The 26,654-nt window shown below is 72.7% G+C and carries 27 protein-coding genes, 1 tRNA gene, 1 other RNA gene and 1 riboswitch; of the genes, 7 read left to right on the top strand and 22 right to left on the bottom strand.

Annotated elements, in window-relative coordinates; all coding sequences use genetic code 11:
• Positions 1-12: 12 nt before the first annotated feature.
• From ZF1_RS01775 to ZF1_RS01765, 3 genes are all read right to left on the bottom strand, one after another.
• A complete protein-coding gene (locus ZF1_RS01775) occupies positions 13-1,086 on the bottom strand; it encodes an aspartate-semialdehyde dehydrogenase (RefSeq protein WP_100879319.1) in 1,074 nt (357 codons plus the stop codon).
• Positions 1,087-1,092: 6 nt separating this feature from the next.
• On the bottom strand, positions 1,093-2,358 hold the full coding sequence (locus ZF1_RS01770) for an aspartate kinase (RefSeq protein ID WP_073575765.1): 1,266 nt from the start codon (positions 2,356-2,358) through the stop codon (positions 1,093-1,095).
• A gap of 227 nt (positions 2,359-2,585) precedes the next feature.
• Positions 2,586-3,083: a CGNR zinc finger domain-containing protein gene (locus tag ZF1_RS01765; protein ID WP_476653449.1), complete on the bottom strand. Its 498-nt coding sequence runs from the start codon at positions 3,081-3,083 to the stop codon at positions 2,586-2,588.
• Between the two features lie 56 nt (positions 3,084-3,139).
• Between ZF1_RS01765 and ZF1_RS01760 the strand changes: the two genes are divergently transcribed.
• Positions 3,140-3,301, top strand: a complete 162-nt coding sequence (locus ZF1_RS01760; protein ID WP_167379067.1) for a hypothetical protein — start codon at positions 3,140-3,142, stop codon at positions 3,299-3,301.
• Between the two features lie 6 nt (positions 3,302-3,307).
• Here ZF1_RS01760 and ZF1_RS01755 read toward each other — a convergent pair whose 3' ends face one another.
• Both ZF1_RS01755 and ZF1_RS01750 read right to left on the bottom strand, forming a co-directional pair.
• Positions 3,308-4,705, bottom strand: a complete 1,398-nt coding sequence (locus ZF1_RS01755) for an amidase (RefSeq protein ID WP_405420203.1) — start codon at positions 4,703-4,705, stop codon at positions 3,308-3,310.
• Between the two features lie 144 nt (positions 4,706-4,849).
• Complete coding sequence (locus ZF1_RS01750; protein ID WP_073575761.1) at positions 4,850-5,155, bottom strand: hypothetical protein; 306 nt, start codon at positions 5,153-5,155, stop codon at positions 4,850-4,852.
• Between the two features lie 292 nt (positions 5,156-5,447).
• Between ZF1_RS01750 and leuA the strand changes: the two genes are divergently transcribed.
• The gene (leuA, locus tag ZF1_RS01745) at positions 5,448-7,244 is read left to right on the top strand and encodes a 2-isopropylmalate synthase (protein WP_482636341.1); all 1,797 of its coding nucleotides are present in this window, start codon (positions 5,448-5,450) and stop codon (positions 7,242-7,244) included.
• Between the two features lie 91 nt (positions 7,245-7,335).
• On the opposite strand, the gene ZF1_RS01740 is transcribed toward leuA, so the two are convergent.
• The 6 genes from ZF1_RS01740 to ZF1_RS01715 all read right to left on the bottom strand — a co-directional run bounded on the left by ZF1_RS01740 (position 7,336) and on the right by ZF1_RS01715 (position 14,134).
• Positions 7,336-8,439 (bottom strand): ABC transporter ATP-binding protein, encoded by a 1,104-nt coding sequence (locus ZF1_RS01740; RefSeq protein ID WP_482636340.1) that lies wholly within the window; start codon positions 8,437-8,439, stop codon positions 7,336-7,338.
• The gene (locus ZF1_RS01735; protein WP_280118322.1) at positions 8,436-9,446 is read right to left on the bottom strand and encodes an ABC transporter ATP-binding protein; all 1,011 of its coding nucleotides are present in this window, start codon (positions 9,444-9,446) and stop codon (positions 8,436-8,438) included. Before ZF1_RS01735 ends, ZF1_RS01740 begins: the two co-directional genes overlap by 4 nt.
• Positions 9,443-10,369 carry an ABC transporter permease gene (locus ZF1_RS01730; RefSeq protein ID WP_482636339.1) on the bottom strand — a complete coding sequence of 309 codons (927 nt, stop codon included), beginning with the start codon at positions 10,367-10,369 and terminating at the stop codon, positions 9,443-9,445. The genes ZF1_RS01735 and ZF1_RS01730 overlap by 4 nt, the downstream gene beginning before the upstream one ends.
• On the bottom strand, positions 10,366-11,370 hold the full coding sequence (locus ZF1_RS01725; protein ID WP_062399555.1) for an ABC transporter permease: 1,005 nt from the start codon (positions 11,368-11,370) through the stop codon (positions 10,366-10,368). Before ZF1_RS01725 ends, ZF1_RS01730 begins: the two co-directional genes overlap by 4 nt.
• A 76-nt stretch (positions 11,371-11,446) precedes the next feature.
• Positions 11,447-13,084 carry an ABC transporter substrate-binding protein gene (locus ZF1_RS01720; RefSeq protein WP_224403993.1) on the bottom strand — a complete coding sequence of 546 codons (1,638 nt, stop codon included), beginning with the start codon at positions 13,082-13,084 and terminating at the stop codon, positions 11,447-11,449.
• Positions 13,085-13,213: 129 nt separating this feature from the next.
• Positions 13,214-14,134: a helix-turn-helix domain-containing protein gene (locus tag ZF1_RS01715; protein WP_251783111.1), complete on the bottom strand. Its 921-nt coding sequence runs from the start codon at positions 14,132-14,134 to the stop codon at positions 13,214-13,216.
• Between the two features lie 246 nt (positions 14,135-14,380).
• Here ZF1_RS01715 and ZF1_RS01710 point away from each other — a divergent pair, with 246 nt between their 5' ends.
• Positions 14,381-14,584 (top strand): hypothetical protein, encoded by a 204-nt coding sequence (locus ZF1_RS01710; RefSeq protein ID WP_208826292.1) that lies wholly within the window; start codon positions 14,381-14,383, stop codon positions 14,582-14,584.
• A gap of 123 nt (positions 14,585-14,707) precedes the next feature.
• On the opposite strand, the gene recR is transcribed toward ZF1_RS01710, so the two are convergent.
• Together recR and ZF1_RS01700 are read right to left on the bottom strand one after the other, a co-directional pair.
• The gene (recR, locus tag ZF1_RS01705) at positions 14,708-15,325 is read right to left on the bottom strand and encodes a recombination mediator RecR (RefSeq protein ID WP_062399547.1); all 618 of its coding nucleotides are present in this window, start codon (positions 15,323-15,325) and stop codon (positions 14,708-14,710) included.
• 1 nt (position 15,326) lies between these two features.
• Positions 15,327-15,641, bottom strand: a complete 315-nt coding sequence (locus ZF1_RS01700) for a YbaB/EbfC family nucleoid-associated protein (RefSeq protein ID WP_060713646.1) — start codon at positions 15,639-15,641, stop codon at positions 15,327-15,329.
• Positions 15,642-15,768: 127 nt separating this feature from the next.
• Here ZF1_RS01700 and ZF1_RS01695 point away from each other — a divergent pair, with 127 nt between their 5' ends.
• Positions 15,769-16,572, top strand: coding sequence for an N-acetylmuramoyl-L-alanine amidase (locus ZF1_RS01695; RefSeq protein ID WP_482636338.1), 804 nt, complete (start codon positions 15,769-15,771; stop codon positions 16,570-16,572).
• 38 nt (positions 16,573-16,610) lie between these two features.
• Here ZF1_RS01695 and ZF1_RS01690 read toward each other — a convergent pair whose 3' ends face one another.
• The gene (locus ZF1_RS01690; RefSeq protein WP_482636337.1) at positions 16,611-19,280 is read right to left on the bottom strand and encodes a DNA polymerase III subunit gamma and tau; all 2,670 of its coding nucleotides are present in this window, start codon (positions 19,278-19,280) and stop codon (positions 16,611-16,613) included.
• A 51-nt stretch (positions 19,281-19,331) separates the two neighbouring features.
• Positions 19,332-19,426, bottom strand: an RNA gene (gene ffs / locus ZF1_RS01685) — signal recognition particle sRNA small type.
• 80 nt (positions 19,427-19,506) lie between these two features.
• Between ffs and ZF1_RS01680 the strand changes: the two genes are divergently transcribed.
• Positions 19,507-19,594 (top strand) — tRNA-Ser (locus tag ZF1_RS01680).
• 65 nt (positions 19,595-19,659) lie between these two features.
• Here ZF1_RS01680 and ZF1_RS01675 read toward each other — a convergent pair.
• Positions 19,660-20,184 (bottom strand): DinB family protein, encoded by a 525-nt coding sequence (locus tag ZF1_RS01675; RefSeq protein WP_253069279.1) that lies wholly within the window; start codon positions 20,182-20,184, stop codon positions 19,660-19,662.
• Positions 20,185-20,306: 122 nt separating this feature from the next.
• Between ZF1_RS01675 and ZF1_RS01670 the strand changes: the two genes are divergently transcribed.
• Positions 20,307-21,293 (top strand): DUF418 domain-containing protein, encoded by a 987-nt coding sequence (locus ZF1_RS01670; protein ID WP_346106376.1) that lies wholly within the window; start codon positions 20,307-20,309, stop codon positions 21,291-21,293.
• A gap of 76 nt (positions 21,294-21,369) precedes the next feature.
• Here the strand turns inward: ZF1_RS01670 and ZF1_RS01665 are convergent, their stop codons facing one another.
• From ZF1_RS01665 to ZF1_RS01655, 3 genes are read right to left on the bottom strand one after another with little or no spacing between them, the layout of a single operon-like run.
• Positions 21,370-22,008 carry a LysE family translocator gene (locus tag ZF1_RS01665; protein WP_482636336.1) on the bottom strand — a complete coding sequence of 213 codons (639 nt, stop codon included), beginning with the start codon at positions 22,006-22,008 and terminating at the stop codon, positions 21,370-21,372.
• Positions 22,009-22,055: 47 nt separating this feature from the next.
• Positions 22,056-22,436, bottom strand: a complete 381-nt coding sequence (locus tag ZF1_RS01660) for a VOC family protein (RefSeq protein ID WP_482636335.1) — start codon at positions 22,434-22,436, stop codon at positions 22,056-22,058.
• Between the two features lie 35 nt (positions 22,437-22,471).
• Entirely contained in the window at positions 22,472-22,729 is a 258-nt protein-coding gene (locus ZF1_RS01655; RefSeq protein WP_482636334.1) for a hypothetical protein, read from the bottom strand.
• Between the two features lie 72 nt (positions 22,730-22,801).
• A riboswitch (guanidine-III (ykkC-III) riboswitch) is annotated at positions 22,802-22,868 on the top strand.
• A 19-nt stretch (positions 22,869-22,887) separates the two neighbouring features.
• Here ZF1_RS01655 and ZF1_RS01650 point away from each other — a divergent pair.
• The gene (locus tag ZF1_RS01650) at positions 22,888-23,202 is read left to right on the top strand and encodes a DMT family transporter (protein ID WP_060713653.1); all 315 of its coding nucleotides are present in this window, start codon (positions 22,888-22,890) and stop codon (positions 23,200-23,202) included.
• 63 nt (positions 23,203-23,265) lie between these two features.
• Here the strand turns inward: ZF1_RS01650 and ZF1_RS01645 are convergent, their stop codons facing one another.
• From ZF1_RS01645 to ZF1_RS01635, 3 genes are all read right to left on the bottom strand, one after another.
• The gene (locus ZF1_RS01645; RefSeq protein ID WP_073575740.1) at positions 23,266-23,583 is read right to left on the bottom strand and encodes a hypothetical protein; all 318 of its coding nucleotides are present in this window, start codon (positions 23,581-23,583) and stop codon (positions 23,266-23,268) included.
• An 83-nt stretch (positions 23,584-23,666) separates the two neighbouring features.
• The gene (locus ZF1_RS01640) at positions 23,667-24,137 is read right to left on the bottom strand and encodes a (2Fe-2S)-binding protein (RefSeq protein WP_073575739.1); all 471 of its coding nucleotides are present in this window, start codon (positions 24,135-24,137) and stop codon (positions 23,667-23,669) included.
• A 10-nt stretch (positions 24,138-24,147) separates the two neighbouring features.
• Positions 24,148-26,499, bottom strand: coding sequence for a xanthine dehydrogenase family protein molybdopterin-binding subunit (locus tag ZF1_RS01635; protein WP_253069551.1), 2,352 nt, complete (start codon positions 26,497-26,499; stop codon positions 24,148-24,150).
• Between the last annotated feature and the right edge of the window lie 155 nt (positions 26,500-26,654).

The raw sequence follows: 26,654 nt of genomic DNA, 5'->3' as shown, positions 1-26,654 counted from the left end.
GTGCGGAGGAGGTCAGCCGGCCGCGGCGACCGTCTCCGCCACCTCGTAGGTGTTCAGGGCGGCACCCTTGCGCAGGTTGTCCCCGCACACGAACAGCTCCAGGGTGTTCGGGAAGTCCAGCGACTGCCGGATCCGGCCCACCACGGTCGGGTCCCCACCGACGGCGTCGGCCGGGGTCGGCCACTCGCCGGCGGCCGGGTCGTCCTTGACGACGATCGTCGGCTGCGCGCCGAGAACCTTGCGGGCGGCGTCCACCGGGACCTCCGAGGAGAAGGTCGCGTGGATCGCCAGCGCGTGCGTGGTGACGACCGGGACGCGCACGCAGGTCGCGGAGACCTTGAGCTCCGGGATCCCGAGGATCTTGCGGGACTCGTTGCGGACCTTCAGCTCCTCCGACGACCAGCCGTCGTCCTTGAGGGAGCCGGCCCACGGCACGACGTTGAGCACCAGTGGAGCCGGGAACGGCGAGTCGCCGCCGACCGGGATGCCGGCCTCGGTCAGGACGGCCGCGACGTCGCCGGCGGCCTTCCCGAGGTCCTTGCCGGCGACCGCGGACAGCTCGGCCTGCAGCTGGTCGATGCCGGGCTGGCCGGCACCCGACGCGGCCTGGTACGACGACACGACCAGCGCCTCGAGCCCGAACTCGCGGTGCAGCGCACCCATCGCCGCCATCATCGACAGCGTCGTGCAGTTCGGGTTGGCGATGATCCCCTTGGGCCGCTCGGTCACCTTCTCCGGGTTGACCTCCGGCACGACGAGCGGGACCTCGGGGTCCATCCGGAACGCGCCGGAGTTGTCGACGGCGATCGCGCCGCGGGAGGCGGCGATCGGCGCCCACTCGGCGGAGACCTCGTCGGGCACGTCGAACATCGCGATGTCGACGCCGTCGAAGACCTCGGGCTTCAGCTCCAGGACGGTGATGTCCTGGCCGCGGACCGTCAGCACCTTGCCGGCGCTGCGGGCCGAGGCGATCAGGCGGATCTCGCCCCACGGCACCGACTCGCGGGAGTCGATGATCTCGATCATGGTGGTGCCGACGGCACCGGTCGCGCCGACCAGCGCGAGAACGGGCTTGTCCATGGCCATCTCAGCTCACCGGCCCGTTCCGGCGGCGACCACCGCGTCGTCCTCGGCGCCGAGCTCGAACGCCTCGTGCAGCGCCTGCACCGCGTCGTCGAGCTGGTCGGAGCGGCAGATGACCGAGATCCGGATCTCCGAGGTGTTCATGGTCTCGATGTTGATCCCGGCGTCGGAGAGCGCCTCGCAGAACTTCGCGGTGACGCCGGGGTGGTTGCGCATGCCCGCGCCGACCAGGGACACCTTGCCGATGTCGTTGTCGTAGATCAGCTCGGTGAACCCGATCTCGCCCTTCGCGCGCTCCAGCGCCGCGACGGCGGTGTCACCGTCGGTGCGGGGCAGCGAGAAGGTGATGTCGGTCTTCTTGTCCGACACGTTGGAGATGTTCTGCAGCACCATGTCGATGTTGATCTCCGCGTCGGCGACCGTGCGGAAGATCTTCGCCGCCATGCCGGGGGTGTCCGGCACCCCGGTGACGGTGATCTTGCCCTCGGACCGGTCGTGGGCAACGCCGGTGATGATCGGATTCTCCAACGGGATCTCCTCGATCGAGCCGGAGACCAGGGTGCCCGGCTTGTCGTTGTAGGAACTGCGCACCCGCAGCGGGACGCCGTAGCGGCGGGCGTACTCGACGGCGCGCAGGTGCAGCACCTTGGCGCCGGACGCGGCGAGCTCGAGCATCTCCTCGTAGGTCACCGTCTCGAGCAGGCTCGCCTTGGAGACGATCCGCGGGTCGGCGGTGTAGACGCCGTCGACGTCGGAGTAGATCTCGCAGACGTCGGCGTTCAGCGCGGCCGCGAGCGCGACGGCGGTGGTGTCCGAGCCGCCGCGGCCCAGCGTGGTGATGTCGCGGGAGTCCGCGCTCATGCCCTGGAAGCCGGCGACGAGCACGATGTGCCCCTCGTCCAGGGCCTCACGCAGCCGCCACGGGTTCACCTCGGTGATGCGGGCGTCACCGTGCTTCGAGGTGGTGAGCATGCCCGCCTGCGAGCCGGTGAACGACCGGGCCTCCGCGCCGAGGGCGTGGATCGCCATCGCGACGAGTGCGTTCGAGATCCGCTCACCGGAGGTGAGCAGCATGTCCATCTCCCGCAGCGGGGGCTTCGGGGAGATCTGCTCGGCGAGATCGGTCAGCTCGTCGGTGGTGTCCCCCATGGCGGACACGACGACGACGACATCGTGGCCCTCCTTGCGGGTACGGACGATGCGCTCGGCGACCTTCTTGATCCGCTCAGCGTTCTCGACCGACGAACCGCCGTACTTCTGCACGACGAGGGCCACGCCGACCTCCAATCCTGGCTCCGCGGTGGGAGCCGTCGGGTGCTCTCTCTTCGACCGCCGGAATGCGCAGGTGACGCACCGGCGGCGTTGGTCGGAACGGAACAGTACCGGCGAGCGCCGTCCGTTTTCAGGATCTGGACGGTCACCGATGACCCAGACCACACGGGCTCGCCCGCGGACCCCCCGCTCGGGTATGGGCGCGGGCCGTACGGCCCCGGACCGGGGGCTCAGGCCCGGACGGGCTGCTGCCTGCCGCGGTGCCGACGGACCGCGTCGGTGTTGCCGCAGCGTGCGCTGCAGTACCGCTGCCTGCCGTTGCGGGAGACGTCGGCGTAGACGCGGGTGCAGCCCTCGGCGGAGCACCGGCCGAGCCGGTCCATCCCCCGGGTCGCCAGGTGGGTGGCGGTGCCGGTCGCGAGCAGGGCGCGCAGCACACCGGCCAGGCCCAGACCGTCGTCGCGGTGGTGCAGGTGCCAGTGGCCGTCGTGGTCGGTGAGGCGTGGCGGCCCGGTCGACTCGGCGAGCAGGGCGTTGAGCAGCCGTGCCCGCTCCGCGCCCGGCTCGGCGTCGACGACCGCCTCCCACCGGCGCAGGAAGTCGAGCACCGTCGGCAGGTCGGCGCCGACCGGGTCCCAGTCGCGCGTCACCCCGGCGGCGAGACAGCGCGCGACGAGCTCCCCGGTCGACGACGGCGGCGCGTTCACCAGGTCGGCGGCGAGGAGCACCGGATCCCGTCCGTAAGGGTTGATGTGCACTGACCCATTACAGCAACGTCGTCGTCGTGAGTACACCCCTGGACCACGAGTGGGAGACGACGTCGCGGCACCGCACCTCCGACGGCGTCGTGAGCTACCAGCGCTGCCGGTGCGGGGCGTGGCGGATCCGGCTACGCCCGGACCGGGTGGACGGCCCGCGGACCCTCGCCCCGGCCGAGCGCGGGTAGGACCCTTCAGGCCGCGGGACGCGCCAAGCGCTCGACGGCCGCGGCGATCTCCAGCAGGGCGCGGTCGGCGCCGTGGCGGGCGACGAGCTGGACCCCGACCGGGAGCCCGTCGGGGGTCCGGCCGAAGGGCACCGAGACGGCAGGGCAGCCGGTCACGGTGATCAGGTACGCCGAACGCATCCAGTCCAGGTAGGACGCCATCGGGACGCCGTCCACGGTGGCCGGGAACTCCTGGTCGGCCGGGAACGGCGGCACCTGCGACACCGGCAGCACCAGCACGTCGTGCTCGGTGAAGAACTCCCGCATCCGCTGGGCGAGCGTCGTGCGGCGCTGGTACGCGACGGCGACGTCAGCGCCGGTCAGCGCCTCGCCTGCCCTGATGTTCGCGGCCAGCGAGGCCTTGAACTCCTGCGGGTGCACGGCGAGCTGCATGCCGAACCGGGCCTGGAAGTGCCAGGCGCGGAGGGTGCGGAAGCACTCGTCGGCGCCGGTCAGGTCGGGCGCGGTGCCCGAGACCGCCGCCCCGGCGCCGGCCAGTGCGTCACCGGCCGCCTCGACGACCGCGGCGACGGAGCGGTCCACGGTGAACGCGCCACCGAGGTCGGCCGACAGCGCCACGCGCAGCCCGGCGAGCGGGACCGGGCGCAGCGGCGAGGCGAAGGTCTCCCCCGGGTCGCCCAGGGCGTGCGGGGCGCGCGGGTCCGGACCGGCGAGCACCGACAGCAGCAGCGCGGCGTCGTCGGTGGTGCGGGCCATCGGACCCCCGGTCGACGTGGTCTCCCACATGTTCGACGACGGCCACTCCGGCACCCGTCCCCACGAGGGGCGCAACCCCACGACCCCGCAGAACGACGCCGGGTTGCGCAGCGAACCGCCCATGTCCGAGCCCTCGGCCAGCGGGACCATCCCGGCCGCCAGCGCGCACGCCGCGCCGCCGGACGACCCACCCGCGGACCGCGTCGGGTCGTGCGGGTTGACCGTGGTGCCGAAGACGCGGTTGAACGTGTGCGAACCGGCCGCGAACTCCGGCACGTTGGTCTTGCCGATCGGCACCACACCGGCGGCCCGGATGCGCTCGACGATCAGGTCGTCGGTGTCCGGGACGTGGTCGGCGAACAGCGGCGAGCCGTAGGTCGTCCGCCACCCCGCGACGGCATGGGTGTCCTTGAACGCGAACGGCAGCCCGTGCAGCGGCCCGACGGGCGCACCGGAGGCCAGCCGCTCGTCGGCGGCGGCGGCACCCGCCCGCGCGCGCTCCACGTCGAGGGAGACGACCGCGTTGAGCTCGGGGTTGCGGGCCTCGATCCGGGCCAGGTGCAGGTCCATCAGCTCGCGGGCCGAGATCTCCCGGGCGCGCAGCGCCGCGACCTGCTCGCGGGCGGTCGAGGCGACCGTGACGGTCACCGCGACCGCACCCGGACGGCCCCGACGCCGGTGGGTCGGGTAGTGCTCATGGGTGGTGCTCCTCCGGGCCGGACGGGTCCGGCGTCGCGGCGCCGGTACGTCCCGGCATCCTGCCACCGCACCCGCGCCCGGCGGGGGGACGTGTCAGACCCGGCGCAGCAGCCGCACGACCACCGTGGTGATGATCAGCCACAGGATCGCGGCGACCCCGTAGTTCAGCGTGACGGCCATCTTCGGCTGGGACGGGGTGAACAGGTCACCGAGACCGAGGTTCAGCTGGGCCGCCCAGGAGGACACGAACTCGGTGAGGAAGTTCGCCGGGTTGGCGTCGAGCAGGGTCAGCACGATGTGCGCGACCAGGATGGCCACGATCACCAGGCCCACGATCCGCACGATCGTCGCGATGATGCCCATGCCCTGCCGCACGGTCGTACCCACGGTTGCCGCCATCACAAACCCCTTCGTCACGGACGGCGTCATGGTTGCACCGCCGCACCCTCACTGCCCTTCCAACGAGGGGAAACGCCGCTGGTTGTGATCACTTCGTTGCGAGCCGGGACTCGGGGCCGGGTTCGACCGTGCGGGTGGTGACTTGCCGCGCAACGGGGGTTCGGGTCTACGGTAGGAGGCATGGCGCGCCTGCTCCTTCGCCGCCGCGGCGGGGTCTGAACCGACCGGCCCCTCGTCGCGGGGTTTCGCGTGTCCGCCGGTCGCCACGACGGCACGACGACGGAGCATTCCCGTGACCACCTCTCCCGACGCCTACGAAGCCCGCGCCCGCAGCAACGTCCGCACCCCCGAGGGCGCGCCGCACGCGACCCAGCCCGCCTGGAACCGGCAGCGCGGCTCGCAGATGCCGGTCCACCGGTACAAGCCCTTCCATCAGCTGGTCGAGCCGGTCTCGCTGCCCGACCGCACCTGGCCGGACAAGGTCATCGACACCGCGCCGCTGTGGTGCGCGGTCGACCTGCGTGACGGCAACCAGGCACTGATCGACCCGATGAGCCCGCTGCGGAAGCGGCGCATGTTCGACCTGCTGGTACGCATGGGCTACAAGCAGATCGAGGTCGGCTTCCCGGCGGCGAGCCAGACCGACTTCGACTTCGTCCGCGAGATCATCGAGCAGGGCGCGATCCCGGAGGACGTGCAGATCCAGGTCCTGACCCAGGCCCGCCCGGAGCTGATCCAGCGGACCTTCGAGGCCTGCGAGGGCGCGCACTCGGCGATCGTCCACCTCTACAACTCGACGTCGATCCTGCAGCGCCGGGTCGTCTTCCGCTCCGACCGCGCGGGCATCACCAAGATCGCCACCGACGGTGCGGAGGAGGTCAGCAAGTTCGCCGAGAAGTACCCGGCGACCGACTGGACCTTCCAGTACTCGCCGGAGTCCTACACCGGCACCGAGCTGGAGTACGCCGTCGAGATCACCAACGCGGTGAGCGCGATCTGGCAGCCGACGCCCGAGCACCCGATGATCGTCAACCTGCCGGCGACGGTCGAGATGGCGACGCCGAACGTCTACGCGGACTCCATCGAGTGGATGCACCGCAACCTGGCCCGCCGCGACGCGCTGGTCCTGTCGCTGCACCCGCACAACGACCGCGGCACCGGCATCGCCGCCGCCGAGCTGGGCTACCAGGCCGGCGCCGACCGGATCGAGGGCTGCCTGTTCGGCAACGGCGAGCGCACCGGCAACGTCGACCTGGTCGCGCTGGGCATGAACATGTTCACCCAGGGCGTCGACCCGCAGATCGACTTCTCCGACATCGACGAGATCCGCCGCACCGTCGAGTACTGCAACCAGCTGCCGGTGCACGAGCGCCACCCGTGGGGCGGCGACCTGGTCTACACCGCGTTCTCCGGCTCCCACCAGGACGCGATCAACAAGGGCTTCGCCGCGATGGAGGCCGACGCCGCGGAGGCCGGTCACCCGGTCGCCGACCACACCTGGGAGGTCCCGTACCTGCCGGTGGACCCGAAGGACATCGGCCGCACCTACGAGGCCGTCATCCGGGTCAACAGCCAGTCCGGCAAGGGCGGCATCGCCTACATCATGAAGACCGAGCACCAGCTCGACCTGCCGCGCCGGCTGCAGATCGAGTTCAGCCACGTCATCCAGGCCTTCACCGACACCGAGGGCGGCGAGGTCGAGCCCAAGGCCATGCGCGACGCGTTCGACGTCGAGTACCTGGGCCGCGAGACCCCGCTCAAGCTGGTGCGCCACCGCGTCCACAGCGACGGCGAGGGCCGCGACGAGATCGTCGCGACCGTGCGCGTCGAGTCCGACCTGCACGAGATCGCCGGGTCGGGCAACGGGCCGATCGCGGCGTTCGTCGACGCGCTGGCCGGGATCGGTTTCGACGTGCGGGTGCTCGACTACCACGAGCACGCGATGGGCGGTGGTGACGACGCCCGCGCCGCGGCCTACGTCGAGTGCGCCGTCGAGGAGAAGGTGTTCTGGGGCGTCGGGATCGACAGCTCGATCACCAGCGCCAGCCTCAAGGGCGTCGTGAGCGCGATCAACCGCGCCCTGCGCTGAGTCCGCGGACCCCTCCCCGCCTGCCCCCAGGGTCACCCTCGTAGCGCTCTAAGCCACGAGAGTTCCCCTGGGGGCACCGCGGGCCCGGGGCTCAGCGGCCGATCGCGTCGCCGAGGGTGATCTGCTCGTCGGGGACCTCCGGGCCGCCGCCCGGACCGACGGCGGCGTCGGCCTCCTCCGCGGTCACCTCGTGCGGGGTGATGCGCCCGTCGCGGATCGCCTCGGCGTGGTGGCAGGCGACCCGGTGCCCCGAGGTGTCGCCGTCGAGCACGCGCAGCTGCGGGCGCTCGGTGGAGCACCGGTCGTCCTGGCGCCACGGGCAGCGGGTGTGGAACCGGCACCCGGACGGCGGCGCGGCGGGCGAGGGCAGGTCCCCGGACAGGAGGATCCGCTCGCGGGTGTCCTCCACGGTCGGGTCGGGCTGGGGCACGGCCGAGAGCAGCGCCCGGGTGTAGGGGTGCAGCGGGCCGTCGTAGAGCGCGCGGGCGGGCGCCTCCTCCACGATCGACCCGAGGTACATCACCCCGACCCGGTCCGACACGTGCCGCACGACGGCCAGGTCGTGCGCGATCACCAGGTAGGTCAGGCCGAGCTCGCGCTGCAGCGAGCGCAGCAGGTTGAGCACCTGGGCCTGCACCGACACGTCCAGCGCCGAGACCGGCTCGTCGGCGACGACGAGGTCGGGCTCCACGCACAGGGCCCGGGCGATCCCGATGCGCTGACGCTGCCCGCCGGAGAACTCGTGCGGGTAGCGGCGCAGCGCGGACTTCGGCAGCCCCACCGCGCGCATGAGCTCGGCGAGCCGGTCCGGACCGGCCTCGATCCCGTGCGCGGCCAGGCCCTCGCGCAGCAGCGACCCGACCGACTGGCGCGGGTCCAGGCTGGACATCGGGTCCTGGAACACCATCTGGAACCGGCGGCGCATCCGGCGCAGCGGCTCCCCCGTCAGCGCGGCGACGTCGGTGCCGTCGAAGGACACCGTGCCCGCGGTCGGCTCGGTGAGCTTGAGGATCGCCCGCCCGAGGGTCGACTTGCCGCAGCCGGACTCGCCGACCAGGCCGTAGGTCTCGCCGCGCTCGATCCGCAGCGAGACGCCGTCGACGGCCCGGACGTGCCCGACGGTGCGCTGCACCAGCACACCCCGGGTGATCGGGAAGTGGACCTGCAGGTCCTCGACCTCCAGCAGGGGGCTCATGCCGTCGCTCCGATCGGCTCGGGATTGTGGCAGCGCAGCAGCCGGCCCGCCTCGTCGTCGGCCACCGGCGTGACCGAGGTGCAGGTCTCCAGCGCCCGCGGGCAGCGCGGCGCGAACGCGCAGGCGTGGTCCCAGGGCAGGTTGTCCGACACCGACCCGGTGATCGCGGGCAGCTCCGCGGCGGGGTCGGAGTCCAGCCGCGGGATCGACCGGATGAGCCCCGAGGTGTACGGGTGGCGCGGGCCCCCGAACAGGGCGTGCCGCTCCGCGCGTTCCACGACCCGGCCGCCGTAGAGGACGTTGACCCGGTCGCAGAGCCCCGCGACGACGCCCAGGTCGTGCGTGATCATGATCAGTGCCGTTCCCGTCTCGGCGACGAGTTCGCGCAGCAGCTCCAGGATCTGGGCCTGGATGGTGACGTCGAGGGCGGTGGTCGGCTCGTCGGCGATGAGCAGCTTCGGCCGGCAGGCGAGCGCGATCGCGATCAGCGCGCGCTGGCGCATCCCGCCCGACATCTGGTGCGGGTAGGCCGACACGCGTCGTGCCGGGTCGGGGATGCCGACCCGCTCCAGCAGGGCGACGGCCTCCGTACGCGCCTCGTCCTTGCTCATCCCGCGGTGCCGGGTGAGCGCCTCGGTGATCTGGACACCCACCGGGACGACCGGGTTCAGCGACGACAGCGGGTCCTGGAAGACCATCCCGATGTCGCGGCCGCGACGCTCGCGCAGCTCGGCGTCGGACAGGGTGAGCAGGTCGACGGACTCGTCCCCGGAGGAGAACAGCACCGAGCCGCCCACCCGGGGGGTACGGCCCGGCAGCAGTCCCATGATCGCCAGAGAGGTCACGGACTTGCCGCAGCCGGACTCGCCGACCAGGCCGACGACCTCGCCGGGGCGGACGTCGAACGACACACCGTCGACGGCGACGACGTCGGCCTCGCCTTTGCGGACGAAGCGCACGGACAGGTCCTGGACCTGCAACAACGGGTTCATCGGAGGTGTGGTCATCTCCGGCCTTTCGGGTCGATGGCCTCGCGCAGCGACTCGCCGAGCAGCGTGAACCCGAGCGCGACGACGATGATCGCGATCGCCGGGTATACCGCCAGCCCGGGCCGGACGTCGAGGTAGGGCTGCGCGGAGGCGAGCATCAGGCCCCACTCGGCGCGGGCCGGGTCGGCGTCGCCGAGGCCGAGGAAGGACAGCGCGGCCGCGTCGAGTATCGCCGTCGCCAGGGTCAGCGTGGCCTGCACGATCACCGGGCCGATCGCGTTGGGCAGCATGTGCCGCAGCACGACCGCCCGTCGCTTCACGCCGAGCGCGGTGGCCGCAAGGATGTGGTCGGAGTCGCGCTGGGCGAGCATCGACCCGCGCAGCAGCCGCGCGAAGATCGGCACGTTCACCAGCGCGACGGCGATGATGACCGTGGTCTGGCTGGGCCGGGCGGCCAGCGCCGCGACCGAGATCGCGAGCAGCAGCGACGGGATCGACAGCAGCACGTCGGTGACGCGCATGAGGACGGTGTCGATCCAGCCGCCGAACGCGCCGGCGAGCACGCCGATGACCAGGCCCGCCACGAGCCCGAACACGGTCGCGAGCACGCCGACGAGCAGGGTCTGACGCGACGCCAGGATCATCCGGGAGAACTCGTCGCGGCCGTTCTGGTCGCTGCCGAGCAGGAAGCCGGGCTGCGGTCCGGGGATCGAGCCGGGGCGCAGCTGGTCGAGCAGCTGCGGGAACGCCTGGGCCGGGTCGTGCGGGGCCAGCAGCGGCGCGAACACCGAGACCAGCACGAACACCCCGATGATCACCGCCCCGACGATCGCGGTGGGGCTGCGGCGCAGCCGGCGCAGTGCGTCCGCGGACAGGCTGCGGCCGGCGGTGTCGTCGATCCGGTCCTTCCGCCGCTGCGCCCAGGTGGTCGGTGCGCTCATCGCAGCCTCACCCTCGGGTCGATCACGGCGTAGGACAGGTCGACGAGCAGGTTGACCAGCACGTAGATGAGTGCGCCGAGCAGCACCACGGCCTGCAGCCGCGGGTAGTCGCGGCGCTCGATGCCCTCGGCGATCAGGGTGCCGATGCCGGGCCGGTTGAACACCTTCTCCGTCAGCACCGCACCGGCGAGGAGCAGGCCGGTCTGCAGACCGATCGTCGTCGAGACCGGCAGCAGCGCGTTGCGCAGCACGTGCCGGCCGCGGACGGTGCCCGGCGCGAGCCCCTTGGCGTTGGCGGTGCGGACGAAGTCGGACTCCAGCACGTCGAGCACCGAGGCCCGGGTGATCCGCACGATGACGGCGAGCGGGATCGTGGCGAGGGTGACGGCGGGCAGCACGAGATGCAGCAGCGAGTCCCAGCTGGCGTCGAACTCGCGGGTCAGCAGGCCGTCGAGGGTGGGGAACCCGGTGACCGAGGTGGCGTCGATGCCGGTCGACTGCAGTCCGGACGGCGGGAACAGGCCGAGGTCGACGGCCAGGAACTGCTTGAGCACGTAACCGAGGAAGAACACCGGCACGGCGACGCCGACCAGGGTCCCGACGATGGTCAGGTTGTCCCAGATCCCGCCGCGGTGGCGGGCCGCGAGGTAGCCCAGCGGGATCCCGAGGGCGACGGCGAGCAGCAGGGCCGACAGGGACAGCTCGATCGTCCCCGGCAGCGCGCGGCCGAGCTCGGTGATCACCGGGTCACCGGTGACCAGCGAGGCGCCGAAGTCGCCGGTCAGCGCCCGGCCGAGGTAGTGCAGGTACTGGATCGGGATGGGCTGGTCCAGGCCCAGCGTCTTGTTCAGTGCCGCGATCGACTCCGGGGTCGCCTTGTCTCCGAGCAGCGCACCGGCCGGTCCGCCGGGCAGCGAGCGCAGCCAGGCGAACAACAGCACGGACAGGATGAGCAGCGTCGGGACGACCTGGAGCAGGCGGCGCGCGACGAAGCGCAGCATGCGTGGATGTCCTCAGTGGTGGGAGGCGGGACACGCGACCGGGCGCCGCGGGGTCTCCGCGGCGCCCGGGGCACGGTCAGTTCTTGCTGACGGAGACGAAGCGCTCGTCGGTCAGCGGCGACGGGATCACGCCCTGCACGTTCGGTCCGACGACGATCGCCGGGCCGGTGGTCAGGATCGGCACGGCCGGCAGGTACTTGGCCATGATGTCCTTGTTCGCCTGCTGGTACGCGGCGGCGTGACCGGCCGGGTCCGGGATGGAGTCGGCCTTGGCCAGCTCGGCGAACATCGCCGGGTCCTGCGGCCCGAACTCGGCCTTCTCCCGGCCGAAGAACGTGCCGACGAAGTTGCCGGCGTCGTTGTAGTCGCCGGTCCAGCCGAGCATGTGCAGGTCGTGCTTGCCCGCCTTCTGGACGTCGTCCTTGTAGCCGCCGTTCCACGGCCGCGCGACCGGGTTGACCGTGATGCCGACGGCCTTCAGGTTCGCCGACATCGCCGAGAACAGGTCCGCCGGGTTCGGCATGTAGGGCCGGGTGATCTCGGTCGGGTAGTAGAAGTTCAGCGTCAGGTTCTGCGCGCCGGCCTCGGCGAGCAGCTGCTTGGCCTTCTCCGGGTCGTACGGGTACTGGGTGACGTCGTCGGCGTAGCCCGCGACGGTCGGCGGCACGAACTCCTTCGCGACCGCGGAGCCCTCGGGCATCTTGGTGCGGACCAGCGACTCGCGGTCGATGGCGTACGCGAGCGCCTGGCGGACCCGCAGGTCCTTGAGCTTCGGGTTGTTCTTGGTGTTGATGCCCATGTAGAGCAGCGAGAACGGCTGGCGGATCAGCACCTGGTCACCCTGGTCCTTCAGGGTCTGGTAGTCCGCCGGGGACGGGTAGTCGTAGCCGTCGATGGTGCCGGCGGCCAGCTCCTGCTTGCGGGCGTTCTCGTCGGGGATGATCTTGAAGATGAGCCGGTCGAGCTTCGCCTTCTCGCCCCAGTACTGGTCGTTGCGGACCAGGGTGATCGTGTTGTTCGCCTTGTCGAAGCTCTCGAACTTGAACGGCCCGGTGCCCGTCGGGTGCTCGTTCGCGTAGGCGGGGTAGGTGAAGGAGTCACCGCTCTGGGTGACGGCGTCGGCGTCGTACTGCTTGAGCGCCGCCGGGCTGGAGATCGAGAACGACGTGAGGCCGAAGGCGGCCGGGAACGCGCCCTTGAACTTGTTCAGCGCCAGGACGGCGGTGTTCGGGCTCTGCGCCGTGCAGGACTTGTACAGCGGGGCGCCCGAGGCGTCGCCCTCGTTCTTGGCGAAGCCCTCGAAGACGTCGCCGTAGTAGATCATCTGGCTCTGCGCCGCGGCGCCCTTCATGGTGAACCAGCGGTCGAAGTTCGCACAGACCGCGGTCGCGTCGAGCGGCGTGCCGTCGTGGAACGTGACGCCCTCGCGGAGGGTGAACGTCCAGGTCTTGCCGTCCGGCGTGGACGTCCACTCGGTGGCCAGGCCGGGCTCGAGCTCGGTGGTCCCGGGCTTGTAGGTGATCAGCGTGTCGAACATCTGCCGGGCCGGGCGGAAGCTCTCGCCGTCGTCGTTGAAGATCGGGTCGAAGTTCTTCGGCGCACCCGCGGCGCCGAACACGAACGTCCCCCCGGCGGCGTCGCCACCCGCTCCGCGCTCCGAGCTCGCGCAGGCGGTCATGCCCACTGCGAGCACGCCCGCCATGACCGCCGTCATCCACCGTCTGCGCATTCCGGTCCCCTCGTCGGCAGAGGCGTCCACCCGATGTGTGCGTGCGGACACCTGATGACGGGGAAACCTATAGCGGTCCGTTACCAACCGGTAGACCCTTGCGTCACGATAGTGCTACGAACTGGTACGCACGTCCCGTTCGTCCGGGCCGTCGTCGACGGCCGACCGGTGCGCGTCCCGGTGGGCCGACACCGCGGCCCGCGAGGCGTCCTCGCCGAGCGCGGCGGCCCGGACCTCGTCGAAGACCTCGCGGTAGGTGCGCAGGTCGGCGGGCGACTCCAGGAACGACTCCCCCGCGTGCCCCTCGGTGTGGACGACGTCGGGGCCGAGCTCGTCGGGGACGGTCAGGATCGCGAAGCGGCCGGCGTGCGCCCGCTGCGGCCCGGCGCCGAACGGGAGCACGCGCAGCGTCACGTCGGGCAGGCCCGACAGCGTGAGCAGCCGGTCGAGCTGCTCGGCCATCACCGCGGGGCCGCCGGTCGCGCGGGCGAGCACGGCCTCGTCGACGACGGCGTCGAGCACCAGTGGCGGCGTCGCGGTGAGCGCCTCGTGGCGACGTCCGCGCAGCCGCACGAGCTGGTCGATCTCCCAGTCCGGGCGCCCCGGGAGCCGGGCACGCAGCGCGGCGTGTGCGTAGGCGGGCGTCTGGAGCAGCCCGTGCAGCACGGTCAGGTCGAACGCGGCGACGGCGGTCGCGTCGGACTCGGCGGCGGCGTAGCGCCCCGGCGACGGCAGGAAGTGCGGGTCACTGCGCAGGCCCTCGGTGAACGGCTCCCACCAGCCGCGGGTGCGGCTCTCGGTGACGAGCCGCTCGAGCATCTCCGCCTCGACCCCGGCGACTCCGCCGTAGACCTCGACCAGAGCGGCGACGTCGGCCGGGCGCGGCACCCCCTTGCCGTTCTCCAGCCTGCTGATCTTCGACGTCGAGCAGCCCACGCCACCCGCGGCGTCCTCCAGCTTCAGACCGGCGTTGACGCGCAGCCTGCGCAGTTCGGCACCCAGCCGTCGTCGCGCGCCGGTCGGCTCCTGCTCCACCTCGCGCTCCCTCCGTGGCCCCGCCGTGCAATCTACATTTCTGTGCAATTCCCTGTGCCTGCAATTGCACGGACGCGTGTCGTCGTGCATCCTGGAGTCACCCGGACGTGACGGCGGACACACCAACCGTGGCGACCGGGGACCACGGACCGACCGCGACACACGAAGGGAGATTGACATGATCCGCAGGACGCAGGTGCCGCACACAGGCACGCACCACAGCGCCCGTACCGGGCGGTGGTCGCCGTGATCGCGCTGGTCGTGGTGGCCCTGGCCGGGCTGGCCACGCTGGTCGTCTCGGCGATCGTGATCGGGGTGACCGAGCGGCGCCGGAGCGAGGCGTGGCGCCGGATCGCCGAGCAGCGACGCCGGGAGTGGGAGCGCAGGCAGCGCCAGCTCCACGGCCGGCCGCACCACGTGGACGCGTGGGGCGACGAGGATTCCGACTGACACCGCTCTCGGGACCCACCGGGAAGGAAGGACGGCGCAGCGGCGGGGGGTTGCTGCGCCGGGTGGCCGGTCACGGCCGGGGCAACGCGCCCTGGACGGACCGGCCCGTCCTGTGTCCGGGGGCTAGAGGGCCCGCCGGCCGGCGAGCGCGCGGCCGAGCGTCATCTCGTCGGCGAACTCCAGGTCGCCGCCCATCGGCAGGCCGGACGCGAGCCGCGTGACGCTCAGGCCCGGGAAGTCGCGCAGCAGCCGGACCAGGTAGGTCGCGGTCGCCTCGCCCTCGGTGTTGGGGTCGGTCGCGATGATGACCTCGGAGATCTCGGTCTCGTCGGTCGCCGGACCGGTACCACCGAGGCGGGCGAGCAGCTCGCGGATCCGCAGCGTGTCCGGGCCGATCCCGGCCAGCGGGTCGAGCGCACCGCCGAGCACGTGGTAGCGCCCCTTGAACTCCCGGGTCCGCTCGACAGCCAGGACGTCCTTGGGCTCCTCGACCACGCACACCAGCGTCGGGTCGCGTCGCGCGTCGGAGCAGTAGCGGCAGCGGGTGTCCGACGCGACGTTGCCGCACACGTCGCAGAACGCGACGCCCTGCTTGACCGTCTGCAGGACCTCCTGGAGCCGGTTGATGTCGGCCGGGTCCGCGGCGAGCAGGTGGAACGCGATGCGCTGGGCGCTCTTCGGACCGACCCCGGGCAGGCGCCCCAGCTCGTCGATCAGGTCCTGGACCGGTCCTTCGAACACCTCAGGCGCCCGGGAGGCCCAGGCCGCCCATGTCGAGACCGCCGGCGAGCGGACCCATCTTCTCCTGCTGCAGCTCCTGCGCACGGCGGACCGCGTCGGCGAGCGCGCCGGCGACGAGGTCCTGCAGGGTCTCGACGTCCTCGGGGTCCACGACCTTCGGGTCGATCCGCACCGAGCGCGGCTCCAGGCCCGCGGTGACGGTGACCTCGACCAGCCCGTTCCCGGCCTGGCCGGTGACCTCGGCGGTCGCGAGCTCGGCCTGGGCCTGCTGGAGCTGCTGCTGCATCTTCTGGGCCTGCTGCAGGATCATCTGCATGTCGGGCTGACCGGGTTGCACGCGTACCCCTCGCTGTCGGGTCCGGCTCGCGCGATCGGGGGCTTCCCCGGCGCGACCGGCGCGGACGTGTCCTTCTCCCAGGGTAGACGTGTCAGGCTGACCGACCGTGCGCGCCCTGATCCGTTCCGCCACAGCCGTCCTCCCGGCCGTCGTCGCGCTGCTGTGCGCCGGCTGCGGCGCAGTGGCACCGGCTCCGCCCTCGGTCGACGCGACCCCGGTACCGGCCGCGACGACCCGTTCGCTGCCCACCACCCCGGCGCCGGTCCCCGCCCCCGTCGTGCTGCTCGACCCCGGGCACAACGGCGGCAACGCCGCGGACCCTGCCGCGGTGAACCGGCCGGTCCCCGACGGGCGCGGCGGGACCAAACCGTGCAACACGACCGGCACCTCCACGAACGCCGGCTACGCCGAGCACACCTTCACCTGGGACCTGGCCGGGCGGGTGCGGTCCCGGCTGGAGGCCGCCGGTGTGCGGGTGGTGCTCACCCGCTCCGACGACGACGGCGTCGGCCCCTGCGTCGACGCCCGCGGTGCGGCGGGCGGCCGGGCCGGTGCGGCGCTGGCCGTGTCGCTGCACGCGGACGGCGCGGCGGCCTCGGCCCGCGGGTTCCACGTCGCGTACGCGGAGCCCGCGGTGCACGGGACCGGACCGGCGTCGCTGCGCCTGGCCACCGGGCTGCGGGACGCGCTCCGCTCGGCCGGGTTCGCCCCGGCCGGTTACATCGGCCGCGACGGGCTCGACGGCCGCGAGGACCTGGCCGGCCTGAACATCTCGACCGTGCCGACCGCGCTGGTGGAGGCGGGCAACATGCGCAACGCCGGCGACGCCGCCGTGCTCACCGACCCCGCCGGGCGGGACCGGATCGCGGCGGCGGTGGCCGCTGCGGTGCTGGCACAGCTGCGCCGCTGACCACCTGCGCCCCGGCCACCACCCGTCCGGGCCGGGGGTCAGCGCGGGTCGATCGCGCGGGCCCCCAGGTGCGAGGTGAGGATCTCCAGCGCGGCGGCCTCGGGGTCCCGACGGGCGCCCGGCGACGCCGCCTCGGCCGCGGCCTCGGCGAGCATGTCCTCCTCCTCGGCGGCCTGGTTCCGTACCGGGGCGGGTCGTGCGCCCGGACCGTCGCCCCCCTGCGGTCCGGCATCACGAGGGTCCGGCGGTGCGTCCTCCGGCGGCGGCTCCGGCGGCAGCGGGACGTCGGGGTCCCCCGCGGGACGGCGGGTGGGCCGCCCGCCCTGCTCGCGCTGCGGGGCGTCGCGCTGGGAGGGGCGCTGCGGCACCGCCCGCTGCGCGCGTTCCGGTGTGGCAGCGCGACGCGCGGTCGCGGCCTCCCCGGTGTCGCAGTGGACCCGCCACTGGACCCCGAGGACGGCGCGCAGCGCATCGGCGATCACGTCGGTGTTGCGCGCCTCGGACAGCCGCCGGGCCAGCGGCGGGGCACCGATCGCGAGGACCAGGGTGTGGCCGTCGACCGCCCGGACGGTGGCGTTGACCAGCAGCGCCTCGGTGCTGCGGCTGCGCTGACGGACAGCGGCGAGGATCTCCGGCCAGACCCGGCGGACCGCCGTCGCGTCCAGCGACGACGCCGACGACACCGGCTGCGCCGACTCCGGCGGTACGGCGTCGGCGGGGGCGCCGTCGCGGGGCGGGGCGGGACGACGGGCCGGGGCCTCCTGCGCGGCGGGCTCCTCGGTCCCGCCCGCTCCCGGCCCGTCCGCCCGGCGACCGTCCGCCTGCCGCCCCTCTGCGGCCGGGCCGTCCGTACCCGGACCCCCTGCAGCAGGTCGGTCGGCAGCCGGGCCGTCCACCGGGGCCGGGCCGGCGGTCGCCGGAGCGCGCTCCGCGGAACGCTCCGCCCCGGACTCCGCACCGGCGGAGGGAGCAGCGGGGCTGCCCGAGGACGCCGCCTCCGTCGCGGCGCCGCCCGGTCCGCGTGGCCCGGTCGCCTCCTCGGCGTGGGGTGCCGTGGCGCCCGCCGGCCGGGTCCCGGCATCCGCGGCCGCGGGGCCACGACCGGAGCCCTCACCGCCCCGGTCCTGGACGTCGCCGCCCCGGTCCTGGGGGCCGGCGCCCTGGTCCTGGGGGCCGGCGCCCTGGTCCTGGGGGCCGGCGCCCTGGTCCTGGGGGCCGGCGCCCTGGTGGGCACCGGGGGCCGTTGCCGGGGCGGCAGTGGTGGCCGTGGTCCGGCCGTCGGAGCGTTCCGCGGAACGCTCCGCGCCCGCCTCCGGACCGGTCCCCGCGGGCTCCGGGGCGGTGGGTGCCGGGGCGGCGGCGTCCGGGGCGGGGTCGGCGGGGCGCGGCGGCGCCGGGGCGGGCACGGCCATCGGGGCCTCTGCCTCGCGTTCCGCGGAACGCGACGGTGCGCCGCCGGTCGGCTCCGGGGTGGCCGGGCGCTCGCTGGGCCGGACGAACCGCTTGGCGGCGCCGCCGTCGTCGGCCGGGCCGGCGGGGCCGGGCGCGATCGCGTTGCGCCGCTCGATGCGCTCCAGACGTTCGAGCAGCCCGCCGTCGGAGGTCGTGGCCGCCGGGAGCAGCATCCGCGAGACCAGCAGCTCCAGCAGCAGCCGCGGGGCCGTCGCCCCGCGCATCTCGATCAGACCCTGGTGCAGGATCTCGCCGTAGCGGGTGAGGGTGGCCGGGCCGAGCCGGGCGGCCTGGTCGGCCATCCGGGACAGCTCGTCCGCGGCGCCGTCGACCAGTCCCTGCTCGGCGGCGTCCGGCACGGCCTGCACGAGCATCAGGTCGCGGAAGCGCTGCAGCAGGTCCGAGGCGAAGCGACGGGGGTCGTGCCCGGCCTCGACGAGCCGGTCCACCGCGCCGTAGACGGCCGCGCCGTCGGCCGCGGCGAGCGCGTCCACGGTGTCGTCGATCAGGCCGGAGTCGGTCACCCCGAGCAGCGCGACCGCGCGCTCGTAGGTCACACCCTGCGGCCCGGCGCCGGCGAGCAGCTGGTCCAGCACCGACAGCGTGTCTCGGGCCGAACCGCCCCCGGCCCGGATGACCAGCGGGAACACCGGCGGCGCGACGGTCACGTGCTCCTCGCCGCAGATCTTCTCCAGCAGCGCGCGCATCGTGCCGGGCGGGATCAGCCGGAACGGGTAGTGGTGGGTCCGCGACCGGATTGTCGGGAGCACCTTCTCCGGCTCCGTCGTCGCGAACACGAAGACCAGGTGCTCCGGGGGCTCCTCGACGATCTTGAGCAGCGCGTTGAAGCCCTGGGTGGTGACCATGTGCGCCTCGTCGACGACGAACACGCGGTAGCGCGACTCGGCGGGCGCGTAGAACGCCCGGTCACGCAGCTCGCGCGCGTCCTCGACACCACCGTGCGACGCCGCGTCGAGCTCGACGACGTCGATGCTGCCCGACCCCTCGGGGGCGAGCGCGATGCACGAGTTGCAGACGCCGCAGGGATCCGGGGTCGGTCCCTGCTCGCAGTTCAGCGAACGCGCCAGGATGCGGGCCGAGGACGTCTTGCCGCAGCCCCGCGGCCCCGAGAACAGATACGCGTGGTTGATCCGCCCCGCGGTGAGGGCGGTGGCCAGGGGCTCGGTGACGTGCTCCTGCCCCACGACGTCGGCCAGCTTGGCCGGGCGGTACTTGCGGTACAGAGCCAGAGCCACGAGGGGAAGGCTACCCAGGGGGTCCGACACTCCGGGGACCCGCTCGGAGACAGAAGGGGACCCCGCGCACCCGCCAGAGCCTGTTGACCCTTGCTGCCTTCCGGCCCTGGGGGAGTTCACAGGATGGACGCCGCACGGGGTCCACGGACAGTGTGCCACGGACGGCGCCGTCGGGCGGCGAGGGGGCCGCGTCGGATCACCGAGGGCGTCGCGTAACCTCTTTCGCGGAGGATTCGCCTAGTGGCCTAGGGCGCACGCTTGGAAAGCGTGTTGGGAGCAATCCCTCAGGGGTTCAAATCCCCTATCCTCCGCCAGCAGGAAGGCGGAACGCCGGGCACACCCTCGCGGGTGGCCCGGCGTTCGTCGTTCCCGGGTCCGCTCAGCGACCGGCCGCGCGTACCAGCCGCAGCTGCCCGACCTCCGCGACGTTCTTCGCCAGCTCGGTGTTCACCCAGGCCAGGGTGTGGCCGACCGTCATCTCCGGATCCCCCTGCCACGGGAACGGGGCCTCCGCGGCGAGGTCGTCGTCGGACAGCCCGTCCAGGACGTCCGCCCACTCGTCACGCAGCGCGCGCATCCGGGCGACGGTCGATGCGGCGTCGCCCGGCCACACCACGTCGGTGCGGTCCCGCGGGGTCCGGCCGCGGAGGTGATCCAGCGTCACCGACCACCACCAGTCGATGTGCCAGGTGACCCACGCGATCGTCGGGACGGGGACCGGGTCGGGTTCGGAGTCCGCCCAGTCGGGCCGCCACGTCCCGTCGCCGGACGGGTGCACCGTCCAGCAGACGCGCGCCGGCCGCCACAGGGTCTCGTGGTCGTCGAGCCGGTCGAGGTGGTACTCGAACAGGGCCCACGTCAGGTCGAACTGCCACCGCAGGAGCGCGACACGGGATGCGGACATCGCCCGAGCCTGGCATTCCACGGTCCCGGCCGAAAGTACGACGCCCCGCAGGCGGAACCGGCCTCCGGGCCGATCCGCGAGCTCTGCACGGCCGCCACGCTGAACCGGTGCAGCGAACAGACGTGAGCGTTCCCCCGGATCCGACGACCACCGCGCCCGGCCGGGTCGACGCCCTCGACGCCCTCCGCGGGCTGGCCCTGTGCGGGATCCTGCTCGTCAACATGCCCGCGATCGCCGGGCTGCCGCCCGCCACGGGGTCCTGGAGCGGCACCCTGCCGCAGTGGCTGGAGCTCACCGCGCACCAGCGCTTCTTCCCGCTGTTCTCGTTCCTGTTCGGGCTCGGCACCGCCCTGTTCCTGGACGGGGCCGCCCGGCGGACCACCCGGCCACGGCTCGTGCTGCTCCGCCGGCTGCTCGTGCTCGGCGTGCTCGGCGCCGCGCACCATCTCCTGCAGCCCGGTGAGGCGCTGCTCCCGTACGCGATCGTCGGCGTCGTCGTCCTCCTGCCGGCCTCCTGGCTGCCGCGGCCGGTGATCGCACTCGGCGGCGCGGTCGCGACGGGCGTGGCGCTCGCGTTCACCAGCGGCGGGCTCCTCCTCGTGCCCGGGCTGTTCCTGCTCGGTCTCGCCGCCGCCCGCTACGGCCTGCACCACCGGATGGCGGCGCCGAACCGGGCCGTGTGGACGGCCGTGCTGGTCGGGGCCGTCGTCGTCGCGGTGCCGCTGCTGAGCATCCAGGTCGACACGATCGAGCACAGCGGGTTCGACCGGGTGTCCTCGACCGCCGGGCTCGTCATGGCCGTCGGGTACGCGAGCGCACTGGTGCTGCTGACGGCGTCCCGGGTCGGGCCGTGGGTGTCGTCCGTGCTCGCCCCGCTCGGCCGACTCGCGCTGACGAACTACCTCACGGCGACGCTGCTGGTCGTGCTGCTGACCACGGCCCCGGCGTTCTCCGGCCCGGGCGGGTACCGCGCCCTGCTCCCGCTCGCCGCCGGGATCCTGGTGGTCCAGGTCGTCGCGAGCCGCCGGTGGCTGCGGCGCTTCCGGTACGGGCCCGCGGAGTGGTTGTGGCGCAGCATCTCCTGGTGGTCACCCGCACGGATGGTCTAGCCCGTCCCGGGTCACCCGAGCGGTGCGATCCACCGGCCGGACGCCGGTCCACCTCGCCCTGTGGTCATGGTCCCGGCTACTGCGACGACCCCGTCGCCGCCACCCCGACGCCGAGCCCGATCATCGCGAGCCCACCGGCACCGCCGACGGCCGCGATCCGCCTCGGCGACGACGCGAACCAGGCCCGGGCCGATCCGGCGGCGAGGGCCCACACGCTGTCGAGCACCAGACCGATGGCGACGAAGAACGCCCCCAGCAGCAGGATCTGCGTGGCGACCGGCCCGCGGGCGTCGACGAACTGGGGCAGGAACGCGACGAAGAAGACGACGGACTTGGGGTTCAGCAGGCCGACCACCAGACCGTCGACGACGCTGCGGGCCGGACCCACCTGCCGGGCGTCACCGGCCGAGCGCTGCATCGCGCGGACGACGTCGTGCCGGTGCCGGAACGCCGTGATCCCCAGGTGCACCAGGTAGGCGGCACCCACCAGCTTCAGGACGGTGAACGCCGCGGCGGACTGTGCGACGAGGTGTCCGAGGCCCACCGCCACCGCGACCACCTGCAGGAAGACGCCGACGGCGTTGCCGACGACCGTCGCCAGCGCGGCGGACCGGCCGGCCGCGAGCGCGCGGCCGACGGTGAACACGACGCTGGGTCCGGGGATGACGATGACGACCGCCGCGGCGGCGGCGAACGCGAGGAGTCGATGGTCCACGGCGGAAGCGTCCGCCGGCCGGCCTCCGGTGTCGAGCCCGTTCCCGATCAGCGCCGGGGCGGTGCCGGCCGGTCCCCACCGTCGACGACGCAGAACCGGTTGCCCTCGGGGTCCTGCATGATCACGTAGTCGGCGCCGGCCGGCCGGTTGGTCCACGGGACCTCCTGCGCGCCGAGGGCGACCAGGCGCCGGACCTCGGCCTGCTGGTCGTCGGCGTAGAGGTCCAGGTGGATACGCGGCGGCAGGACCCGCTCGGACGGGGCGACGTCGAGCGAGACGTTCGGGCCGGGACGGCCGTCGCCCGGGCGGAGGAGCACGAAGTCGTCGTCCGCGGGGGTGCGCGCCTCGTAGTCGAGCGCCTCGGTCCAGAACCGGACCTGTCGTGCGAGGTCGGTGACGCGCAGGACGACCGAGCCGACGACCAGCATGCGACGACGGTAGCGGGATCGATGCGGTTCAGGTCTCAGCGCAGCCGGGCGATCAGCCGGAACACCAGCCACAGCAGCGCCGCTCCCCCGCAGACCAGGCCGATGCCGACCAGCACGACTCCCAGGATCGGCCAGGTCAGGTCCGGACCAGGTGGCTCGGGGGCCCCGGGCGGAAGGTGGTACACGTACGGCTGGTCGCCCTGATCGGGCAGCACCCGCTCCAGCCAGGACGGCAGCAGCACGATCCCACCGGTCACCAGACACAACCCCGCGACGACGGCGAGCAGGCGCACCCGAGAAGGGTAGGGGGCGGTCCGACCGGTCACCATCACTCGACCCGGGCCCGGCGGTCCGCCATCCTGGTATCGGACCGCCCACCCGGCGGCTCCCCGGACGAGACGCGCCGTACCCGGAACGCCAAGACGACGCATCCTTCCGGGAGGAGCTCGTCATGGCATGGATCTACCTCGTGGTCTCCGGTGTGCTGGAGACGGTGTGGGCCGCGGCGCTGTCGCAGAGCCGCGGGTTCAGCAGGCTCGGCCCGTCGCTGCTGTTCGCGGGCGCGCTGGCCCTGAGCATGGGCGGGCTGGCCCTGGCGTTGCGCGACCTGCCGGTCGGCACCGCGTACGCCGTGTGGGTGGGCATCGGCGCGGTCGGCACCGCGCTCTACGGCATGGCCGCCCTCGGGGAGCCGGCGACGACGGCGCGGCTGTTGTGTCTGCTGGCGATCGTCGCCGGTGTGGTGGGGCTGAAGGTCCTGCACTGAGGCTGGAGACGACGGCGGGGCCGGACCTCGTGAGAGGTGCCGGCCCCGCCGCCTGGGAGCCCCTTACTCGAAGGGTCCGTCCTTCAGCAGCCCACCGACGGGACCCTCGACGAAGCGGGGGTCGGCCTGCGGGATCTCGGTGTCGGTGCCGTTGACTCCGTCCGGCCGGTTGTTCGGCGAGAAGGTGTCCGCGGCGTCGAGGAAGCTGTAGCCGAACGTGTCGGAGGTCTCGAGCACGGCGTCGAGGCCCTGCGTCGGGCTCTGGGTGCTCGGGTAGCCGTGGTCGCGGTCCTCGTCGGCCGCGGCGATGCCGGCCAGCGGGAACGCCACGGCGCCGAGGGCGCCGACGGCGATCAGTGAGCGGCGCATCCGGTTCTTCATCGAATCCGTCCTTCGGTTGGGGAGCAGGCCGTTCACACTAACGGCCCAGCGCGGTACGGCGTACGGAGCACGCCGCACGGTCGTCACATGTTGTCGGCGCCGGCCTTGATCGCCTCGCGGATGCGGTTGTAGGTGCCACACCGGCAGATGTTGCGGATCTCGTCCAGGGCGTCGTCGTCGATCGAACGGCCCTCGGCCGCACACCGCTTGACCAGGTCGATAGCGGCCATGATCTGACCGGGCTGGCAGTAGCCGCACTGGGCGACGTCGTTGTCGATCCAGGCCTGCTGCATCGGATGCAGCTCCTCACCCTTCGCGATCCCCTCGATGGTGGTGATCTCGTCGGACTCGGAGATGGCGCCGACCGGCACCGAGCAGGGGTTGAACGCCTTGCCGTTGATGTGACTGGTGCAGGCCTTGCAGACGTTGATCCCGCAGCCGTACTTCGGACCGGTCACGCCCAGCAGGTCACGCAGGACCCAGAGCACGCGGACGTCGTCCTCGACGTCGACGGTGACCTTCTCGCCGTTGACCGTGAAGGTGTGGGAAGGCATGTCAGTCTCCTCAGCGGACGAAGTCGAGGCCGTTGGTCGGCGACGGCGGGACGGGCGGGACAGTCGGATACGGCTCGAACGGCAGCGGCTCGTTGTGCAGGATCGGGAACTCGGTCGGGACCTTCCCGGTCGCGCGGGCGTAGGCGTTCGCGATCGCGCCGCAGGTGGCCGCCACGCCGAACTCGCCGGCGCCGCCGGGCTCCGGGGCCTCGGAGTCCTCGATGAGCACGATGTTCATCTCCGGCGGGGTGTTCCACTGCCGGGTGTAGAAGTAGTTGTCCCAGCTGGCCTCGACGAAGTGACCGTCGACCAGGTGCAGGCCTGAGGTCAACGTCATCGCGATGCCGTCGTTGATCCCGCCCATCATCTGGGCCTCGAGACCGCGTGGGTTGATGATCAGGCCGACGTCGACGACGTAGGTGACCTTGGTGACGCGCGGGCCGGTGCGAGCGGAACGGATCTTCCGGTTCACCGTCTCGGGGCGGCAGTCCAGCTCGACGACGGCGCAGGCCACGCCCTTGTACTCGACGTGCATCGCGATGCCCTGGGCGGTGCCCTCCGGCATCGACTTGCCCCAGTCCGCCTCCTGCGCGGCCCGGTCGACGACGTTCTTCCAGCGGGTCAGCTTGGTGAACTCCGAACGGAACTCGTACGGGTCCTTGCCCATCTTCGCCGCGACCTGGTCGATCATCAGCTCGCGCGCCGTGGCCGTGTCGGGCGAGTAGATGTTGCGCATCGAGCAGGTGTTGAAGCGCATGTCGACCTCGTTGAGCAGCGAGGTGGCAGCGCCGACGTTGTACGGGTTGGTCTGCGTCGTCAGGTAGATGCTCTGCGAGATCGTGTAGTTGCCGCCCGGAGCCTTGTTCGCCGCGGCGGTGATCGCCTCGGACAGGCCGGGGTTGATCTCGGAGGCGACGCTGGTGTGGCGGATCTCGAAGCTGGACACCGCGTCGCCGGAGACCTGCGCCCGGACCCGGGTGGTCGCCATCGGGTGCGTGCGCCCCTGGCGGGAGTCGTCGGCGCGGGTCCACATGAGCTTGACCGGCTTGCCGAACGCCTGCGAGCACTCGGCGGCCTCCTCGAGACCGTCGAAGAACAACCGGCGGCCGAACGAGCCGCCGCCCTCGGTGACGTGCACGGTGACCGCGTTCTGCGCGATCCCGAGCTTCTTGGCGATCTCGGCCTGCGCGGCGATCGGCGACTTGGACGGTCCCCAGATCTCAGCCGAGCCGTCGCGGACGTCGGCGATGGCGCAGTTGGTCTCCAGCGCGGAGTTGCTGCGGAAGTAGAACGTGAAGTCGCCCTCGACGGTCTCACCCGGCACCTGGGGCACGGCCAGCGGCAGCTCGCCACGGCGCAGGGCCGCCAGCACGGACTCGTCGTTCTCGCCCTCGACCGTGCCGCCGTCCCAGTCGACACGCAGCGCGTTGACCGCGTCGACGGCCTGCCCGAACGTCTTCGCGCGGACCGCCACGCCGGTCGGGACCTGCTCGACGTCGGTGACGCCGGGCATGTTCCGGACCTCGTCGATGTTGCGCACACCCTGCGGGGCCGAGTTGATGTTCGGACCGCGGCAGATGACGGTCGGCAGCGCGTCCGGGATCTGCAGGTCGGCGAGGAACTTCTTCTTCCCGGTCACCATGGCGCGCGCGTCGGACTTGGTCCGCGGCTTCCCGATGACAGTGAACTCCTCGCGGTCCTTCAGGACGACGTCGACGGCCTCGTTCACCGAGCTGGACGCCAGCTCGGTGAGCTCCCCGAAGGGCAGCTGCTCGCCGTTGTTGCCGGTGATGAGCCCCTGACGGCTGCGCAGCACGTTCACGTCCTGGCGCAGCTCGTTCGCGGCCGCGTCGAGCAGCCGCTTCTGCGCGAGCGCCGCCGCGACCCGGATCGGGGTGTAGGTGGAGAACGTGGTCGTCGAGCCGCCGGTGAGCTGGTTGAACACCAGTTCCGGGCGGGCGTCGGCCAGGGTGACGATCACCTGGTCGGGGTCGAGGTTCATCTCCTCCGCGATGATCATCTGCGTCGAGGTGATGATGCCCTGGCCGTTGTCCGAGCGCGGCAGCGCGAACGAGACGGTGCCGTCGCGGTTGACCTCGATGCGGATGAGGTTGGCGGTCGGGCGCGCCGAGTCGCGGATGACGTCGAGCAGGTCGTAGAGCTCGGCGGGCAGGGGCGGCGACGGGATCGCGGCCGCGTTGGCCTGCGGGACGCCCGGGAAGTAGGTCTGACGCCCGATCTCGGCCGCGACGACCAGCGTCGGGGCGGCGACCAGGTAGCCGAGGAACCGCCGGCGGCTGACGTTCTTGCGGTCGTCTCCGGACGCCGGACGCTCGGGGGCGGTGGCGCTGTGAGCGGGCATCGTTGTCCTCTCGGAATGTGCTGCGGTGCGCGCCCGATGCGACGTCCGGTGCGGGGAGCGGGGGACGACTGCGGGGCTTTCGGACGATCAACGACGTGCCTGATTCGACGGATACGCGTCGGTACGCGCGGCACACGTAGAGGGAAATCCGCTGG

It is taken from the genome of Pseudonocardia sp. ZF1 (genome assembly GCF_056835605.1).
This window is presented reverse-complemented; position numbering and strand designations above follow the sequence as displayed.